Raw genomic sequence first — 15,287 nt, forward strand, 5'->3', positions numbered from 1 at the left:
GTGAGCAGCGACGAAACCAATAGCATTGGTAGCTCATGGCGCCAGGTAATCCGGAAGATCGAGGACGACGACCGAGTCAAGGCCCGCCACCGCGCCTTCGTCTCCTTGGCCAAGCCTCAAGGATTGATCGGGACCACCCTGCTGGTCGCTGTGCCCAACGACTTGACCCGAGACATGCTGCAGACCCAGCTCCGAGAGCCGCTGGATGATGCACTGCGGGCAGTCTTCCAGGACGATATCCGCTGCGCCGTCAGCGTCGATCTGTCGTTGTCCGATGAATTGGAAGCCGAAGAGCCCGAAGTTCAAACAGCTCCGGCAACACCACCAGCGGTGACTGAAGCCCCAGGTCCGCGCCCGCAGCCGGCACCGCAGCCCACTCCCCCATCGAACTCGCAGGAATTCGGCCGTCTGAACCCGAAGTACATTTTCGACACTTTTGTCATCGGCTCATCGAACCGATTCGCCCATGCTGCCGCCGTCGCAGTAGCCGAGGCACCGGCCAAGGCGTACAACCCCTTGTTCATCTACGGCGACTCCGGACTGGGCAAAACCCACCTGCTGCATGCAATTGGGCATTACGCTCGCCACCTCTACAAGGGCATTCGTGTGCGCTACGTGAATTCAGAGGAGTTCACCAACGACTTCATCAACTCCATCCGCGATGACGAAGGCGCCAGCTTCAAGCAGACTTACCGCAACGTCGACATCCTGCTGATCGACGATATCCAGTTCTTGGCAAACAAGGACGCCACCCAGGAAGAGTTCTTCCATACGTTCAACGCCCTGCACAACCACAACAAGCAGGTTGTGATCACGTCGGACCTTCCGCCCAAGCAACTTCAGGGCTTCGAAGACCGCATGCGTTCGCGTTTCGAGTGGGGCCTGCTGACCGATATCCAACCGCCTGAGTTGGAAACCCGTATTGCGATTCTGCGCAAGAAGGCCGATGCGGAGAATCTATCCGCGCCCAGCGATGTCATGGAATACATTGCTTCGCGCATCTCAACCAATATCCGCGAGCTCGAAGGCGCCCTCATCCGTGTCACCGCCTTCGCGTCGCTGAACAATCAGCCGGTCGACCTGGCCCTAGCGGAAACCGTGCTCAAGGATCTGATCAGCGACGACGGCGCGCAGGAAATTACGCCCTCGACCATCATCAAGCAGACCGCTGAGTACTTCGGGCTGAGCATTGAAGAACTGAACAGCAAGTCGCGTACCCGCACGCTGGTCACCGCGCGGCAGATCGCCATGTACCTGCTGCGTGAACTGACCGAGATGTCCTTGCCGAAGATCGGTGCGGAACTTGGCGGGCGCGACCACACCACCGTGATCCACGCTGACCGCAAAATCCGTGAATTGATGGCCGAGAGACGCGCGATCTTCAACCAGGTGACGGAATTGACAAACCGTATTAAGCAGAGCCAGCGGGAGCATTAAAAGCTGAAATCACAGGTGTGGATAAATCTGTGGAAGATCTGGTGACGATCTGCGCATAAGTACGGCATCGCATGTGGACGACAGAAATCATGGAACTGAGTTTCAACAAGCGCATGGAACTCAGTGTCAGCTTCAATCACATCTTGTTCACATGCACAATCTGCACCAGATCTGACGCTATGGCGGTTATCCACAGTATCCACAAGGGTTATTAACACTTCTACCTTTAAGACCTATTCATCCAAATAACGAGTCCACTCCCCGCCCAGGACTTCGGAACTGTGCAGAACCCAAATTTTTGTTGGCTGTTCCACACTTTGACCCCTTCGCTGCGACAGCGTCGGAGGGACGTGGCAAAATTATTTGCAGAGAACGTGCAACTACCTGATCTATGCTTAAGAACTTGGCGGGAAACTACCTTCTTGGCCTGACTTAAGACTTATGGGTTTCGAAAGGCGGATTTTTCGTGAAGTTCAGCGTTGAAAAGGATGTTTTGGCAGACGCCGTATCTTGGACCGCCCGGTCCTTGGCGCAGCGGCCCCCTTCGCCTGTATTGGCTGGCATTCTGATCACTACCCACGAGGGCATCGTTCGCCTTGAGGGATTCGATTACGAAATTTCGTCCCACATCGAGATTCCAGCGGACATCTCCGAGCAGGGATCTATCCTGGTCTCCGGCAAGCTGCTGGCAGAGATCACTCGTTCACTTCCGAATTCCACGGTCACCCTCGAAACCGAGGGTTCGAAGATTTCCCTGACCTGCGGCCGTTCGCGCTTCCATCTGGCAACCATGCCAGTTGATGAATACCCGACCTTGCCGGCCTTGCCTGAAATCGCAGGCACCATCGACGGACAGGCATTCGCCGAAGCCGTTTCGCAGGTCATCGTGGCCGCATCGAAGGATGACACCCTCCCGGTGCTGACCGGTATCAAGGTTGAAATCGAAAACGATCTCATCACCTTCCTAGCCACCGACCGCTACCGTCTGGCCATGCGCGAGCTGAACTGGACTCCAAACCAGTCGGAAATCTCGACTTCGTTCCTGATCAAGGCCAAAACCCTCAGCGAGGTTGCCAAGACCCTCTCAAGCTCAGGTGAGCTCAAGCTGGCCATCAGCCAGAATGGCGAAATGATCGGCTTTGAAAGCACGAACCGTCGCACCACGTCGCTGTTGATTAACGGCGAATACCCGAAGATCCGTTCGCTGTTCCCTAGCGACACCCCAATCCATGCCACCGTGCGAACCAGTGAATTGATCGAGGCCGTACGCCGTGTCTCCGTCGTTGCCGAACGCAATACCCCGGTACGCATGGCATTCACCGACGGCCAGCTGACCTTGGACGCCGGCACCGGAGAGGATGCACAGGCGGAAGAAGCCATTGTCGCCGCCCTGCGGGGTGAAGACATTGTGGTGGCGTTCAACCCGACCTTCCTTTCCGAGGGCCTGAACTCCTTCAACACTGATTTCGTTCGTTTCTCCTTCACCAGCGCACCCAAGCCGGCCATGTTGACAGGCCAGGAAAAGCTGGACGAAGAGGATCAGGACCAGTACCGCTACCTGGTCATGCCAGTTCGACTGCCGAACTCCAACTAGCAAATTCTCGGTGGGCGGCAACTGCCGCCCACCGCTTCTTCCTGTCAGGATTCCGGTGTATATCTCGCAGCTTTCCCTCACGAGCTTCCGCTCGTATGCGCAAGCCGACGTGCACCTTGTTCCCGGAATCAACGTCCTGGTGGGGCCGAACGGCGTGGGCAAGACCAACATCGTCGAATCCATCGGTTATCTGGCAAATCTTGCTTCCCATCGGGTCAGCAACGATGCTCCGCTCTTGAATTTCGGCGCCGACCGCGCGTTGATCCGAGGCACGTTGCATCGCGGAAACCAGCAAACGCAGCTCGAGGTGGAGATCACCAGCGGGAAGATCAACCGCGCGCGCATCAACCGGGCGAATCCGGTGCGTGCCCGGGAAATCCTTGGCATGGTTCGCACGGTGCTGTTCGCACCGGAAGATCTTGCGTTGATCAAGGGCGACCCATCGAACCGCCGCCGTTTCCTCGATGAACTGCTGGTGGCCCTGCGCCCGGTCGAGGCCGGAACCAAAAACGACTACGAACGCATCGTGAAACAGCGCAACGCGCTGCTCAAGTCGATCCGCGGCAAGTCCAAGCTGACTGCCTCGCAGGAAAATACGCTGCAGGCGTGGGATCTGCAACTGGCAGCCTGCGGAGCGCGGCTGATCCGCGGAAGGCTGAACGTCCTGTCGCTGTTGCGCCCCTACATGCAGGCCGCCTATGCGGATCTTGCAGACGGCGCGAAGGAAGCCAGCGCGGTATACCGTTCGTCGCTCGAAGGCGAAGTGGAAGATGCCAGCCTGCCGGCCCGGGACCTCGAATCCCTGGACCAAGAGGAAATCCAGGATCTGCTGCTGTCTGCGATCGAAGCGAACCGCTCCCGCGAGCTGGACCGCGGCATTTCCCTGTTCGGACCGCACCGAGACGATCTGGTCCTCACCCTCGGCGCGGCGCCGGCCAAGGGGTACGCCTCGCACGGTGAAACCTGGTCCTTTGCGTTGTCGCTGCGTCTGGCTGCCTACCGGGTCTTCGGCGACGACGACCCCCGTCCGGGCTCCGGGCCGATCCTGATCCTTGACGACGTGTTCGCCGAGCTGGATGCAACGCGCCGCAACCGCTTGGCCCATATTGTCGCCGGAGCCGAACAGGTGCTGGTCACCGCTGCCGTGGTGGAAGACGTTCCCGAGGCCTTGAAGGGGCATTTCTTCCAGGTCTCCCCTGGGCAGGTTGTCGATGCCTAGCCACAACTTCGACGACGAGCATCGCCTGGATCCGGAAATCGACGCCGCCAAGGCGTTGCTCAACCGAATGCGCAAGCTCGCCGAGGAGCGCGGCGATTCGCGTCTGGACGCGGCCCGCATGGCCAAGGTGCGCAAACGCCAGCTCTCCCGCAATACGCTGGGGTCCGCCAAGAAAACCACGGACGAGGACGCTCCTCGCGACCCGAGGTCCATCGGCGCAGTGGTGGCCAGGATGTCCAAATCCCGGGGCTGGAGCACCCAGGTGGCCGTCGGATCGGTGCTCGGCCGCTGGAACGAGCTGGTCGGCGAAAACATCGCCAAGCACTGCCGCCCCGAGTCGTTCGAGGACACCGTGGTCGTGGTGCGCTGCGATTCCACGTCCTGGGCGACCCAGCTGAGGCTGCTGAGCCACCAGCTGCTGAAGAAATTCGATGCCGAGCTCGGCCCCGGCATCGTGACAGTGATCCGGGTGCTCGGTCCGAATGCCCCGACGTGGCGCCACGGCTCGAGATCGGTGGCCGGCCGCGGCCCCCGGGACACCTACGGCTAGAAATGCTGGCATGGCATATGGCGGTCTAACGCACCTCCCGGCTGGACCCCCCTCAGATGATCACTCAAACTCGCTCAGATGGTCGATTCTGTGCCTTCTGCGGCTGATTTAGGCCACAGAATCCCCGATAATTTTGCTATAGGCGGTAGAATTAGGGGTAGTGAATTGACTGTGCCGTGGGTTAACCCGCGTCTAGGTCGCTCCAGACCAAGATCGCTGAACGCGTCCGGGCTCGGACCGCGCATGGTGGTCGCGCGCCAAATTCGAGGAGTTCGTAGCACCCGTGTCTACCGAAAACGCTTCACCGCAGGAACCGGACAACATCCCAGTACCTGCTGAATCGATGACTTCCAAAGTCGAGCACACATACGGCGCCCAGGATATTACCGTCCTCGAAGGACTCGAAGCGGTACGCAAACGCCCGGGCATGTACATCGGTTCCACCGGCCCCCGCGGCCTGCACCACCTGGTTTATGAAGTCGTTGACAACTCCGTCGATGAGGCGCTGGCCGGCTACTGCGACACCATCAACATCACCCTGCAGGCCGACGGCGGCGTACGCTGCGAAGACAACGGCCGCGGCATTCCCGTGGACATCCACCCCACCGAGGGTAAGCCCACCGTCGAGGTTGTCATGACCATCCTGCACGCCGGCGGCAAGTTCGGCGGCGGCGGCTACGCGGTTTCCGGCGGCCTGCACGGCGTGGGCATCTCCGTGGTCAACGCGCTGTCCCGCAAGGTCGACACCGTGGTCCGCCGGCAGGGCCATGCCTGGCGCATCGGCTACTCCAACGGCGGGCACACCACCACTCCGCTGACCCAGGGCGAGGCCACCGAGCAGACCGGCACCACCCAGACGTTCTATCCGGATCCGGAAATCTTCGACACCATCGACTTCGACTTCGAGACCCTGCGCGCCCGCTTCCAGCAGATGGCGTTCCTGAACAAGGGCCTGCGCATCACCCTCACCGACGAGCGCGTGCCGGAGGTCGCCGAGCCGGAGGCCGAGGTCGAAGAGGAGATCGAGAACCAGGTCGTCAAGCCGCGCCGCGTCGACTACCTCTACAAGGACGGCCTGCTGGACTACGTCAAGCACCTGAACGCCGCCAAGAAAGTCGAGCTGGTCCACGACGAGGTCATCGCCTTCGAAGCGGAGGACACCACCCGCGGCATCAGCCTGGAAATCGCCATGCAGTGGACCACCGCCTACGCGGAGTCGGTGCACACCTACGCGAACACCATCAACACCCATGAGGGCGGAACCCACGAAGAGGGCTTCCGCGCCGCGCTAACCAGCCTGCTCAACCGCTACGCGCGCGAGAACAAGATCCTGCGCGAAAAGGACGACAACCTCACCGGCGACGACGTGCGCGAAGGCCTGACCGCGGTGCTCTCCGTGAAGCTTTCCGAGCCGCAGTTCGAAGGCCAGACCAAAACCAAGCTGGGCAACTCGATGGCCCGCGGCTTCGTGCAGGGTGTGGTCAACGACGAGCTCGGCGACTGGTTCGGCCGCAACCCGAACATCGCCAAGGACATCATCCGCAAGGCGCAGCTGGCGTCCCAGGCCCGCATGGCCGCGCGCAAGGCCCGCGACAACGCGCGCCGCAAGTCCCCCATGGAATCCTTCGGCATGCCCGGCAAGCTCTCGGACTGCTCCTCGAAGAACCCAATGGAGTGCGAAGTGTTCATCGTGGAGGGCGACTCCGCAGGCGGCTCGGCCAAGCGCGGACGCAACCCGCATACCCAGGCGATCCTGCCGCTGCGCGGCAAGATCCTGAACGTTGAACGCGCCCGCCTGGACCGCGCGCTGGGCAACGCCGAGGTACAGGCGATGATCACCGCCTTCGGCACCGGCATCGGCGAAGAATTCGACATGTCCAAGCTGCGCTACCACAAGATCGTGCTGATGGCCGATGCGGACGTGGACGGCCAGCACATCACCACGCTGCTGCTGACCCTGATCTTCCGCTTCATGCGCCCGCTGATCGAGCAGGGCTACGTCTTCCTGGCCAGCCCGCCGCTGTACCGCATCAAGTGGTCCAATGCCCCGCACGACTACGTGTACACCGACAAGGAACGCGACGCAGCCCTGGTCGCCGGCGCCGCCGCCAACAAGCGCCTGCCGAAGGAAAACGGGATCCAGCGCTACAAGGGCCTGGGCGAGATGGACTACTCCGAGCTGTGGGACACCACCATGGACCCGGACCGCCGCACGCTGCGCCAGGTCACCATGGATGATGCCGCCGCCGCGGACGAGATTTTCTCCGTGTTGATGGGCGAGGACGTCGAGTCCCGCCGCAACTTCATCCAGCAGAACGCGAAGGACGTCCGCTTCCTGGATATCTAGGCGATACCACCCGCGGACCGTAGAACTTTTTGATGTGTAAGGGAAGAAATTGAGCGACGAGCAGACCCCTGAGAACGAACCGCTGGACGGCGAGGTCATAGCGCACGAGGGCGGGCGCATTGACCAGATCGACCTGCAGGCAGAAATGCAGCGGTCCTATCTTGACTACGCCATGGCCGTGATCGTCGGCCGCGCGCTGCCGGATGTGCGCGACGGCCTGAAGCCGGTGCACCGCCGCGTCATCTATGCGATGTTCGACGGCGGCTACCGCCCCGAGCGCGCGTACAACAAGTGCGCCCGCGTGGTCGGCGAGGTCATGGGCCAGTACCACCCGCATGGCGACACCGCGATCTACGATGCGCTGGTCCGCCTGATCCAGGACTGGGTCATGCGCTACCCGCTGGCCCTGGGCCAGGGCAACTTCGGTTCCCCGGGCAATGACGGTGCGGCCGCCCAGCGTTACACCGAGACCAAGATGGCCCAGCTGGCCATGGAAATGGTCCGCGACATCAACGAGGACACCGTTGATTTCCAGGACAACTACGATGGCAAGAACCAAGAACCCACCGTCCTGCCGGCGCGTTTCCCGAACCTCTTGGTCAACGGCTCCTCCGGCATCGCCGTGGGCATGGCCACCAACATCCCGCCGCACAACCTGCGTGAGGTCGCCGAGGGCGTGCAGTGGTACCTGCAGAACCCGGAAGCGTCGCGCGAGGAACTGCTGGCGGCGTTGATGCAGCGCGTGAAGGGCCCGGACTTCCCGACCGGAGCCATGATCCTTGGCACCAAGGGCATTTCCGATACCTACCGCACCGGCCGTGGCTCGATCACCATGCGCGCTGTGGTCAACGTGGAGGAAATCCAAGGCCGCACCTGCCTGGTGGTCACCGAGCTGCCGTACATGGCCAACCCTGACAACCTGGCGGTGAAGATCGCCGAGCTGGTGCGCGACGGCAAGATCTCCGGCATCGCGGACATGCGCGACGAGACCTCGGGCCGCACCGGCCAGCGCCTGGTGATCGTGCTCAAGCGCGATGCCGTGGCCAAGGTGGTGCTGAACAACCTCTACAAGCACACCGAGCTGCAGTCCAACTTCTCCGCCAACATGCTGGCGATCGTGGACGGGGTGCCGCGCACCCTGCCGCTGGATGGATTCATCCGCCACTGGGTCACCCACCAGATTGAAGTCATCGTCCGACGCACGCAGTACCGCCTGCGCAAGGCCGAGGAAGAGGCGCATATCCTGCGCGGCCTGCTCAAGGCACTGGACGCATTGGACGAGGTCATCGCCCTAATCCGCCGTTCCTCGACCACCGAGGCGGCACGCGACGGGCTGATGGAGCTGCTGGACATCGACGAGGAACAGGCCCGCGCCATCCTCGACATGCAGCTGCGCCGCCTGGCCGCCCTGGAACGCCAGAAGATCCAGGACCGCCATGCAGAGCTCGAGCGCATGATCTCCGAATTCAAGGCGATCATCGCCGATCCGCAGCGCCAGCGCACCATCGTCTCGGAAGAGCTGGCCGAGATCGTGGACAAGCATGGCGACGACCGCCGCACCAAGATCCTCATGGGCTTCGACGGCGACATGAGCGTCGAGGACCTGATTCCCGAAGAGGAAATGGTCGTCACCATCACCCGGGGCGGCTACGTCAAGCGCACGCGCATCGACAACTACCGTTCGCAGGCCCGCGGCGGCAAGGGCATCAAGGGCGCGTCCCTGCGCGGTGACGACGTGGTGGAGCACTTCTTCGTTACCTCCACGCACAACTGGCTGCTGTTCTTCACGAACCACGGCCGCGTCTACCGCACCAAGTGCTACGAGTTGGCCGAGGCCGGCCGCGATGCCAAGGGGCAGCACGTGGCCAACGTGATGGCATTCCAGCCGGACGAGCACATCGCCCAGGTGCTTGACCTGCGCACCTACCAGGATGCGCAGTACCTGATGCTGGCTACCCGCAACGGCCTGGTGAAGAAGACCCGCCTGGAGGACTACGACACCAACCGCACCGCCGGCGTGATCGCCATCAACCTGCGCGAGGACGACGAACTGGTCTCCGCGCAGCTGGTCAGCGAATCCGATGATGTGATGCTTGTCTCGCGCAAGGGCCAGTCGGTGCGCTTCACCGCCACCGACACAGCGCTGCGCCCGATGGGCCGCGCCACCTCCGGCGTGACCGGCATGAAGTTCCGCGACGGCGACGAACTGCTCGCCGCCGACGTGGTCCGCGAAGGCTCCTACATGTTCACGGTGACCGACGAGGGCTACGCCAAGCGCACCACGGTCGAGGAATACCGCGTGCAATCCCGCGGCGGCTTGGGCATTAAGGTGGCCAAGCTCAACGAGGAACGCGGCGAACTGGTCGGCGCCATGATCGTCGACGAGACCGACGAGGTGCTGGTGGTCATGGGCTCGGGCAAAGTGGTCCGCTCCGCGGTTTCGCAGGTTCCTTCCAAGGGACGCGACACCATGGGCGTGATCTTCGCGAAGCCCGACAAGAAGGATTCGATCATCGCGGTCGCCAAGAATACTGAAACCGAGCTTGAAGAGAACTCGGAGGAAGATACCGTAATCTTGGATCCGGAAAACATCACCAATGAGTCATCAGGCACGTCGGAAAGCATTTCCGAGTCCGCAGAAGATGACACCACTAACGGAGGTAACGCATGAGCACGCCCTCGACGCCACGCCCCAGCGGCAGTGCCCCGAAGAGCGCAGCGCCGCGGCCTACCCAGGTAAAGCGACCTGCGACCGCCGGCAGCCGCCCAGCACCGGGCCAGCGCCCGGCCGCCGGACAGCAGCGTCCGGCCGGAGCGCCCCGCCCATCCGCTCCACGCCCAACCGGCCAGCAGCGTCCCGCTGGAAGTCAGGAGCGCCTGGTGCGTCCTGCGCCGAAGGCGAAGGTCCGCAAGGCCCGCCTACTGGTTTCCAAGGTTGAACCGTTCTCGGTCCTGAAAATCGCCTTCCTGCTCTCGGTGGCCTTCGGCGTCATCACCGTGGTCGCCGCGGTGGGCATCTGGGCCGTGCTGGACCTGAGCGGAACGTTCGATGCCTTCAACCAGCTGATGCGCGATGCCATTGGCGCTGAAGACAGCTTCGACCTGCGCGATTCGATGTCCCTGGGCCAGGTGGCGTCCTATGCAACCATTCTTGCCGTGGTCAACGTGGTCGTGATTTCGGTGGTCGCCATGCTGGGATCGGTGTTGTACAACATCGCTTCCTCGCTGGTTGGCGGCGCCGGAGTGACCCTCACAGACGACTAGAATCACCCAAGTCGAGCCCGGGATTCATGCTGTGACGCATGACACCCGGGCTCGATTTGTATCTTCGTAAAAACCCCGGTAAAGTTTTATTTCGTTCCGAAGGGAACAAAACAAAAGCAAGGGCGTATAGCTCAGGCGGTTAGAGCGCTTCGCTGATAACGAAGAGGTCCCAAGTTCAAGTCTTGGTACGCCCACCGAATCCTTGCTGGAGGGAAAGAGGAAGTAATGAAAAAGTTCCTGGTTCTCGCAACGATCGCAACTGCAGCGGCAGTTTTGATCAAGAAGGTCAAGGCTTCTTCGGAAACCAAGGATACCTGGCACCAGGTAGCCGATAAAGTTTCCTAATGCTTTTGGGGCCTTAGCTCAGTTGGTAGAGCGCCTGCTTTGCAAGCAGGATGTCAGGAGTTCGAATCTCCTAGGCTCCACAAAAAGGAAAAATGGAAAGCGGAAGCTTTCCGTTTTTGCTTTAACCCAGATCGGCCGGTAAGTTTATTCCGGCCATCGGGGGCCTTAGCTCAGTTGGTAGAGCGCCTGCTTTGCAAGCAGGATGTCAGGAGTTCGAATCTCCTAGGCTCCACACCAGAAAACGACGGAAAGCAAAGGCTTTCCGTCGTTTGTTCGTTAACCCCTGCCCTTGTCCAAGCGCCGGCTCCCAACCAGAGCCGGGCCCGTTGCGCTGCCCTGGCGCCTGAGCACCGATTTGTAGTGCTTGAGCAGCTCGTCGCCGATCTTCTGCCAGCTCCTTCCCTGCACGCTTCCCAGCGCGGCAGCGGCGAACGCCTCGCGCTTGCCATCGTCGAAGACCAGGTCGCTGACGCGGTAGGCGAGCTCGTCGAGTTGTCCTGGCTCATACAGCCACCCCGTTCGCGAAGAATCCACCAGATCCAGCGGGCCGCCCCTGCCCACGGCAACCACCGGGACGCGGCTGGCCATCGCTTCCTGGATGGTCTGGCAGAAGGTCTCCGACTCCCCCGGGTGCACGAAGACGTCAAGGGATGCCATGATTTCGGCCAGCCGGATGCCGGACAAGAACCCGGTGAAATGGGCTTTAGGCATCAGTGCCCGCAGCTCGAGCGACTGGGGGCCCGAACCCACGACCACCAGACGCGCTCCAGGCAGCTCGCTGAGTGCCCGAAGGTCCTCGACCTGCTTGTCGGCCGACAAGCGGCCTACATAGCCGATGAGGCGCTTTCCGGATGGTGCAACGGTTTTGCGGAAGGCCTCGTTCCTCCGGCCGGGCGAGAACAGCGCGGTATCGACTCCCCTGCGGAACAATTCCAGGTTGCGGATCCCGAGCGAATCCAGCTGGGCCATGGAAAAGCTGCTGGGGGCCAGCGTCAGGTCCGCAGCGCTATGGACGGCCCTGACATGCTCCCAGAGCCTGTCGGCCAGCCAGGGGAACTTGTAGCGCGCCGCATAGGTGGGAACTTCCGTTTGGTATATCGCAACGGTCGGCAATCCGAGCTCGCCGGCCGCACGCAGCGCACTCCAGCCCAGGAGAAACGGGCTGGCCAGATGAACCAGTTCCACCTGCTCCCGGCGCAGGATTCTTCGCAGCCTATGCCACGAGGCAGTGGACAGCCGTACGTCGGGATACTTCGGCAGCGGTATCGAAGGTACGGTGATGACGCGGAACCCTCGGTAGCGCTTGGGAACTGCCTTCCCACTGAACTCGTTGGCCAGCGAGCCTGCTGGGGCGATGACGACGGCTTCGTGGCCCCTAAGAGCCAGATGCTCAAGGGTCCGCAGGATCGAATTGGTAACCCCGTTGACGTGTGGAAGAAAGGATTCAGCGATGATTGCTACTTTCACACCTACAGCTTCGGCCCTGCAGATGGCCATGAAATGAACTGGAATTGCAGGACGCATGAACAGGAATATTCGGCTGGTGCTGTCCCCAGTTGAAACCAAGCGCCAATAGTTGGCAGGATGTCAGGGTGCTGAATGACGATGCAATGCGCCGAGACATCGACGCGACCCAGACGAAGACCGAGAGCAATTCGCGAATCGCGGTGTTGCTCTTCCCTGCTCTGATCCTGCTCGGCGGCGTCGCCGGAGTCCTGGTCCCCCATGCTTTTTCCGGGCTGTCGTCGTGGATCAATCCACTGCTGATGATCATCATGTTCTGCATGGGGCTAACGCTCACCCTGCCGGACTTCGGACTGGTTTTAAAGAATCCGCTTCCGGTGCTCGGCGGCGTCGCTGCCCAGTTTGTCGTGATGCCGGCGATGGGCTGGCTGGTGGCGTGGGGGCTGAACCTGGATCCTGCCCTGGCTGCCGGTCTGATCCTGGTTGGCTGCGCACCAGGCGGTACCGCTTCCAACGTCGTCGCCTACCTGGCAAAGGGGAATGTGGCGCTCTCCGTGGCGATGACGTCGCTGTCCACTCTTGCTGCACCCGTTCTCACTCCGTTGCTCGCGTTCTGGCTTGCCGGCCAGTATCTGCCGGTGGACGCCCGGTCCATGGCAGGAACGGTCCTCCAGGTCGTCTTGATTCCAGTGGTACTTGGCATCGTGCTTCGGATGCTTCTCAACAAAGCAGTGCTCAGGATCTTGGCGGCCCTGCCCTGGCTCTCGGTCACGGCCATCACCATCGTGGTGACCATCATCGTGGCTGGCAGCTCCGAGGCGATCCTGTCCGCAGGGCTGCTGATCTTCGTGGCAGTTGTCCTGCACAACGGTCTCGGACTGCTGCTCGGCTACGGCATCGGAAAATTGCTACGGGTACCTGAGGCTTCCCGGCGGACGATCGCCATCGAAGTCGGGATGCAGAATTCCGGTCTTGCCGGCGGGCTGGCGAAGCAGTATTTCACGCCCGAAGCAGCTCTTCCCGCTGCAGTATTCTCCGTGTGGCATAACTTGTCAGGAGCCATAATCGCAGCCTTCTGGCGAAGGAAGCGACGCGCGCAATATAGCCTAAAATAGCTTATGACATATATATATGCATATAAAAGAATGTATTTTCTGGACCCGGTTCGCAGGCTACATCGGGATTGCGGCAAACGATTTAAGAGCGGTATCAACAACGGGTAATCTTAGCCTGTGACATTTTTGCTTGCTGCACTGGGAATCCTGGGGATTTCGGCCTCCGGCCCGATCATCGCTGCATTTCCCCAAGTTCCCGTGCTGTCCATGGCTTTGTGGCGCAATGGCGCAGCTGCCGCCGTTCTGTCAGTTCCCGTGCTCAAGAGGAACCGGCAGTCCTATCGGCAGATCACGAGCCGTGAATGGTTCTTCACCAGCGTCGCCGGTGTCGCCTTGGCACTGCATTTCGTGTGCTTCATGTACTCGATGCGCCTGACCAGCGTCGCCGCCGGCACCGCCCTAGTGTGCATCCAAGGTGTATGGATCGCGCTCTTCCAGGCATCGCGCGGGGTCCGGTACCGCAAGCCGGTTTTCTTCGGGATGGGCATTGCGATCTTGGGAGTCGTGCTGATTACCGGTTTCGATCTGGGACAGGGCTGCGATGCAATTATCGGAGACCTGCTCGCCCTTGCTGGCGGTGTGCTTGCCGCCATTTACACACTGGCGGGTGCCACGGCACGCAAGACCATGGGCACGGCAACGTACTCCTCCAGCTGCTACGGCATCACCGCGGTGATTCTGCTGGTGCTTTGTCTGGTGGCCGGCCAGCCGGTCTGGGGTTTCAACGCCACCGGATGGCTTGGAATCATCCTGCTTACCGTCTGCGCCCAGCTGCTCGGGCACACGGCCATGAACCACCTGCTCAATGTGCTGGGCCCGCTGACAGTTTCCACGCTGATCCTGCTCGAGATTCCAGGCGCCGCTCTGCTTGCGGCGCTGGTACTAGGGCAAGTCGTGCCGACGGCGACCTATCTGGGACTTGCAGTGATCCTGTTGGGGCTGGTTCTCGTGGTCAGAGGCCAAGTACCGCCTAAAACCGCGGCGTGACCCAGTTACTGGTCTTCGCTCAGAATTTCGCGTACTTCGTCGACAGTCGCTTCGCGCGACGCGACCGGCTGCTGCGGCTCGGCGCTGGCAGGCTCGTTTTCCCATGGGTCCTCAACCGGCTTGGACGCTTTCCAAGCGGCCACCAGCAATGCGACGAGTCCGGCAATTAGGCCTACGGCTAGTAGCTTTCCAGCATTGCTCTTCTTGCTCATGTTTGCTCCCTCTTGATTCAAGCTGTTGTCGAACAGACACCTCCAGCCTAGGCACATGCCACTGCCGGAGCCAGCGTTTGGCCGCCGTGCATCGAAAATTGCCCGAAATTTTCACTGACCGCGTAGGCCGCTTTTCGCGGCTCGGGCCGTGCTCATGGAAGAATAAGAGCATGACCGCAAACGCAACGCACAAAGCCACGATTCACACCTCTTTGGGCGACATCGTTGTCGATCTTTTCGGCAACCACGCTCCAAAGACTGTCAGCAACTTCGTCGGCCTTTCCACCGGTGAGCAGGAGTGGGTTCACCCGGAATCCGGTGACAAGAAGACCAACACCCCGCTGTACAGCGGAACCATTTTCCACCGCATCATTGCAGACTTCATGATTCAGGGCGGCGACCCACTGGGCCAGGGCTTCGGTGGCCCAGGCTACCAGTTCGATGATGAGATCCACCCGGAACTGAACTTCAACGAGCCTTACAAGCTGGCCATGGCCAACGCAGGCATCCGCATGGGCCGCGGCACCAACGGTTCGCAGTTCTTCATCACCACCGTTCCAACCACCTGGCTGCAGGGCAAGCACACCATCTTCGGTGAAGTCACCGAAGCCGAGTCCCGCAAGGTTGTCGACGCTCTGAATGCTGTTGCCACCGATGGCCGCGACAAGCCACTGGAAGACGTAGTTATCAACTCGATCGACATCGAGACCCTGTAACTTCTTCGTCCCGCGATTCGAAGGCTCCGGCGATTCC

13 protein-coding genes and 3 tRNA genes are annotated in these 15,287 nt (G+C 61.2%); 14 read left to right on the forward strand and 2 right to left on the reverse strand.

What is annotated here, in order from left to right; genetic code table 11:
- From dnaA to ACTX90_RS00055, 11 genes are all read left to right on the forward strand, one after another.
- Positions 1-1,437: a chromosomal replication initiator protein DnaA gene (gene dnaA, locus ACTX90_RS00005; RefSeq protein WP_047120570.1), complete on the forward strand. Its 1,437-nt coding sequence runs from the start codon at positions 1-3 to the stop codon at positions 1,435-1,437.
- Between the two features lie 466 nt (positions 1,438-1,903).
- Positions 1,904-3,031, forward strand: coding sequence for a DNA polymerase III subunit beta (gene dnaN, locus ACTX90_RS00010; protein ID WP_047120571.1), 1,128 nt, complete (start codon positions 1,904-1,906; stop codon positions 3,029-3,031).
- Between the two features lie 55 nt (positions 3,032-3,086).
- Positions 3,087-4,250: a DNA replication/repair protein RecF gene (gene recF, locus ACTX90_RS00015; RefSeq protein ID WP_047120572.1), complete on the forward strand. Its 1,164-nt coding sequence runs from the start codon at positions 3,087-3,089 to the stop codon at positions 4,248-4,250.
- Positions 4,243-4,800 carry a DciA family protein gene (locus ACTX90_RS00020; RefSeq protein WP_082124088.1) on the forward strand — a complete coding sequence of 186 codons (558 nt, stop codon included), beginning with the start codon at positions 4,243-4,245 and terminating at the stop codon, positions 4,798-4,800. The genes recF and ACTX90_RS00020 overlap by 8 nt, the downstream gene beginning before the upstream one ends.
- A 343-nt stretch (positions 4,801-5,143) precedes the next feature.
- Positions 5,144-7,147, forward strand: coding sequence for a DNA topoisomerase (ATP-hydrolyzing) subunit B (gyrB, locus tag ACTX90_RS00025; RefSeq protein WP_443444054.1), 2,004 nt, complete (start codon positions 5,144-5,146; stop codon positions 7,145-7,147).
- Positions 7,148-7,196: 49 nt separating this feature from the next.
- Positions 7,197-9,818: a DNA gyrase subunit A gene (gene gyrA, locus ACTX90_RS00030; RefSeq protein ID WP_047120574.1), complete on the forward strand. Its 2,622-nt coding sequence runs from the start codon at positions 7,197-7,199 to the stop codon at positions 9,816-9,818.
- Complete coding sequence (locus ACTX90_RS00035; protein ID WP_047120575.1) at positions 9,815-10,411, forward strand: DUF3566 domain-containing protein; 597 nt, start codon at positions 9,815-9,817, stop codon at positions 10,409-10,411. Before gyrA ends, ACTX90_RS00035 begins: the two co-directional genes overlap by 4 nt.
- 120 nt (positions 10,412-10,531) lie before the next feature.
- A tRNA-Ile gene (locus ACTX90_RS00040) sits at positions 10,532-10,605 on the forward strand.
- Between the two features lie 31 nt (positions 10,606-10,636).
- Positions 10,637-10,756, forward strand: coding sequence for a DLW-39 family protein (locus ACTX90_RS00045; protein ID WP_209550362.1), 120 nt, complete (start codon positions 10,637-10,639; stop codon positions 10,754-10,756).
- Between the two features lie 7 nt (positions 10,757-10,763).
- Positions 10,764-10,836, forward strand: a tRNA-Ala gene (locus tag ACTX90_RS00050).
- 79 nt (positions 10,837-10,915) lie between these two features.
- A tRNA-Ala gene (locus tag ACTX90_RS00055) sits at positions 10,916-10,988 on the forward strand.
- A gap of 44 nt (positions 10,989-11,032) precedes the next feature.
- On the opposite strand, the gene ACTX90_RS00060 is transcribed toward ACTX90_RS00055, so the two are convergent.
- On the reverse strand, positions 11,033-12,223 hold the full coding sequence (locus ACTX90_RS00060) for a glycosyltransferase family 4 protein (protein ID WP_443442661.1): 1,191 nt from the start codon (positions 12,221-12,223) through the stop codon (positions 11,033-11,035).
- Positions 12,224-12,366: 143 nt separating this feature from the next.
- On the opposite strand from ACTX90_RS00060, the gene ACTX90_RS00065 reads away from it, so the two are divergent.
- Together ACTX90_RS00065 and ACTX90_RS00070 are read left to right on the forward strand one after the other, a co-directional pair.
- The gene (locus tag ACTX90_RS00065; RefSeq protein WP_047121025.1) at positions 12,367-13,335 is read left to right on the forward strand and encodes a bile acid:sodium symporter family protein; all 969 of its coding nucleotides are present in this window, start codon (positions 12,367-12,369) and stop codon (positions 13,333-13,335) included.
- A gap of 117 nt (positions 13,336-13,452) precedes the next feature.
- Complete coding sequence (locus ACTX90_RS00070; RefSeq protein WP_047120576.1) at positions 13,453-14,322, forward strand: DMT family transporter; 870 nt, start codon at positions 13,453-13,455, stop codon at positions 14,320-14,322.
- Positions 14,323-14,327: 5 nt separating this feature from the next.
- On the opposite strand, the gene ACTX90_RS00075 is transcribed toward ACTX90_RS00070, so the two are convergent.
- Positions 14,328-14,534 (reverse strand): hypothetical protein, encoded by a 207-nt coding sequence (locus ACTX90_RS00075; protein ID WP_047120577.1) that lies wholly within the window; start codon positions 14,532-14,534, stop codon positions 14,328-14,330.
- 170 nt (positions 14,535-14,704) lie between these two features.
- Between ACTX90_RS00075 and ACTX90_RS00080 the strand changes: the two genes are divergently transcribed.
- Positions 14,705-15,250: a peptidylprolyl isomerase gene (locus ACTX90_RS00080; RefSeq protein ID WP_047120578.1), complete on the forward strand. Its 546-nt coding sequence runs from the start codon at positions 14,705-14,707 to the stop codon at positions 15,248-15,250.
- The last annotated feature ends 37 nt before the right edge of the window (positions 15,251-15,287 follow it).

Source organism: Glutamicibacter soli (genome assembly GCF_052322135.1).
Taxonomy (GTDB): Bacteria; Actinomycetota; Actinomycetes; order Actinomycetales; family Micrococcaceae; genus Glutamicibacter; species Glutamicibacter soli.